Genomic DNA, 2,317 nt, shown 5'->3' on the forward strand with positions numbered 1-2,317 from the left:
AATCATGACCACTGGCTGGCTGGGCGCGAGTAATGCTGAAACAGTATTGGAAATCATATCGCAGCAATCGTCAAAGCCTGTACATGTAATATGTGCACTTTGACCATGACCAGGAAGGTCAATTGTCAGGCATGAGTATTCCGTTAGCTGTTCGATACTCGATTGCCAATCATCGCCATTTCCGAGTAAGCCATGAAGAAAAACCAATGTCGGTTTGGTTGTGTTACCCACATAATGATGTTCACTATGCAGCATGCCGTCGTTCACTTTATTTTCCACAATCTCAGCTCCATAGGCTTAGCTCCATTGACCAAGAGCCATAAATGAGGGCCATAATCTAGGCATCATGAAGTAAACGGGAAAATTCGACGAGTTGTTCTGAAGCTTGATTCGAAGGCGTTATAACCTCGACAACCAAGGCACCACAGCTCTGATTAAGGTGTGTTGAGATACTGAGCAAACATTGAGATAGCGTATTTGGCCTATCGTAGGCCAAACCAAACTGCTTTGCTGCGTACTCAAACTGATAGCCATGAGGCATTTGATATAGGGCTTCTTTTTGCTGTTTGGGCACAGGTAATAAATCAAAAATTGCCCCGCCATCATTGTTGGTCACAACGATCACAACCGGGCTCTTTTGATGGCTTAATAACGCCAAAGAGTTCAGATCATACAGCAATGAAGTGTCACCGATAAACACCAGCATGGGTGTTGATGAGGCTCGTTGAACACCCACGGATGTCGCGACTAAACCATCAATCCCTGACGCGCCTCGATTAGTATGCACACGGAACGAGTCAATCGATGAAAACATATCAACCAAGCGCACAAAAAGACTGTTTCCGAAGAATAACGTCGCCTCTTTAGGTACGTTTTTTAATAATTCAGGTATAGCATAACTCAAGCCAACTTCAGTCAAACAATCACCATGTTCTAAAAACGCGTTTGCTTTTGTCGCGACCACACGGGAAAGAACTTGTAACGCATCGCCCCAACCAGCTGTTTCGCTTTTTCCAGACAATGGCAATTGAGATAGCTGATTGAGTTGCCATTGGCACCAGTCAGCGACCTCAGAGCGATAATGGGTTTGCTGTAGATGTGACTGATTATTTCGATCGGCACTTGGGTCTACATAAATGTAGTCACAAGATGAGGTGGAGACGTGCTGATCTAGCCACTGGTTTAAGCGCTTAGAGATAATTCGAGAGCCGAACTGAATAACGGCAGTACATTGATTCAATACATTTTTTTCTGGGTGAGAGGCGCTTGATAATTGTAACCACACATCATAGTGTGCCCAATCGCTACTCACCCCAGATTGTGGGTCACATAAAACCGGCCAACCCAATCGGTGCGCAAATTCAATAGCCGAGGCTGCCTGATCCCGTTCAACACGGCCAATGATCACTAAGCCTTTTTTTGAAAAAAGATCCGTACAAAACCGATGTGGATACTGAGCCTGAGTGCCATATTGTAGACAGTAAGGTTCGTGGCTTTGACGCCATCCAGATACCGTTTCCTGGTAATCTTTAAACAGTGTCTCATCGACCTCTCCATACAACGGCTCTGGAAAGGGACAATTGATATGAACTGCAGAGCCCTGTTGCGCTTGCTGGTGCATGACCTCATCGAGGCTAGAAAGAAGCCAAGGTAGACCGAACTGCTCAGATGGACTGGGTAGATTAAGCTCCGCGCGCGTATGCGGTGCAAAAATACCACGTTGCTCGATAGCTTGATTCGCACCGCAGCCCACCAATTGCTGAGGTCTATCGGCACTTAACACAACCAGCTTTTCCCCAGTCAATTTAGCTTCGGCGATAGCAGGCAGCAGGTTAGCTACGGCTGTACCCGACGTCACGATAATGGCAACGGGAGAATGGCTTGCCTTCGCTAGACCCAACGCCAAAAACCCGAGTCCACGCTCGTCAAAATGAGTGTGAATATTGAGTTGCTGATTGGCATCGGCTTCGAGAGTTAAAGGGGTAGAACGAGACCCCGGTGCAATGCAAACTTCCGTCACACAAAATCGTGTTAATTCTTCGAGTATGACACGGCACCAAATACGGTTCATCACCGCTTGGTTGTTGATCATGATGCGACCTCAACCAGTGGCGGCGCATCGGAAAATAACGACAGTAATGTGGACATTTTTTTGTCTAGCTCTTGCCATTCATGGCTGGCGACAGAACCTGGAACAATACCCGCACCAGCGAATAATTGAACTTGCTCATTCACCACCAACGCACTGCGTATCGCGACGCAAAACTCGGCTTTTCTATGGCTCACATAGCCCACTGAGCCGGCGTACCATCCTCGA

Annotated in this window: 3 protein-coding genes; all 3 read right to left on the bottom strand. The window is 47.0% G+C overall.

Annotated elements, in window-relative coordinates; translation table 11 throughout:
• A partial coding sequence (locus ACP45E_RS15925; RefSeq protein WP_141707365.1) for an alpha/beta fold hydrolase occupies positions 1-279 on the bottom strand: 279 nt, incomplete at its 3' end.
• A 58-nt stretch (positions 280-337) separates the two neighbouring features.
• Complete coding sequence (gene menD / locus ACP45E_RS15930) at positions 338-2,092, bottom strand: 2-succinyl-5-enolpyruvyl-6-hydroxy-3-cyclohexene-1-carboxylic-acid synthase (RefSeq protein WP_017036949.1); 1,755 nt, start codon at positions 2,090-2,092, stop codon at positions 338-340.
• A partial coding sequence (locus ACP45E_RS15935) for a chorismate-binding protein (RefSeq protein WP_198927738.1) occupies positions 2,089-2,317 on the bottom strand: 229 nt, incomplete at its 5' end. The genes ACP45E_RS15935 and menD, both read right to left, overlap by 4 nt.

Origin of the sequence: Vibrio genomosp. F10 str. 9ZD137 (genome assembly GCF_049974785.1) — a bacterium.
In the GTDB taxonomy this organism is placed as follows: Bacteria; Pseudomonadota; Gammaproteobacteria; order Enterobacterales; family Vibrionaceae; genus Vibrio.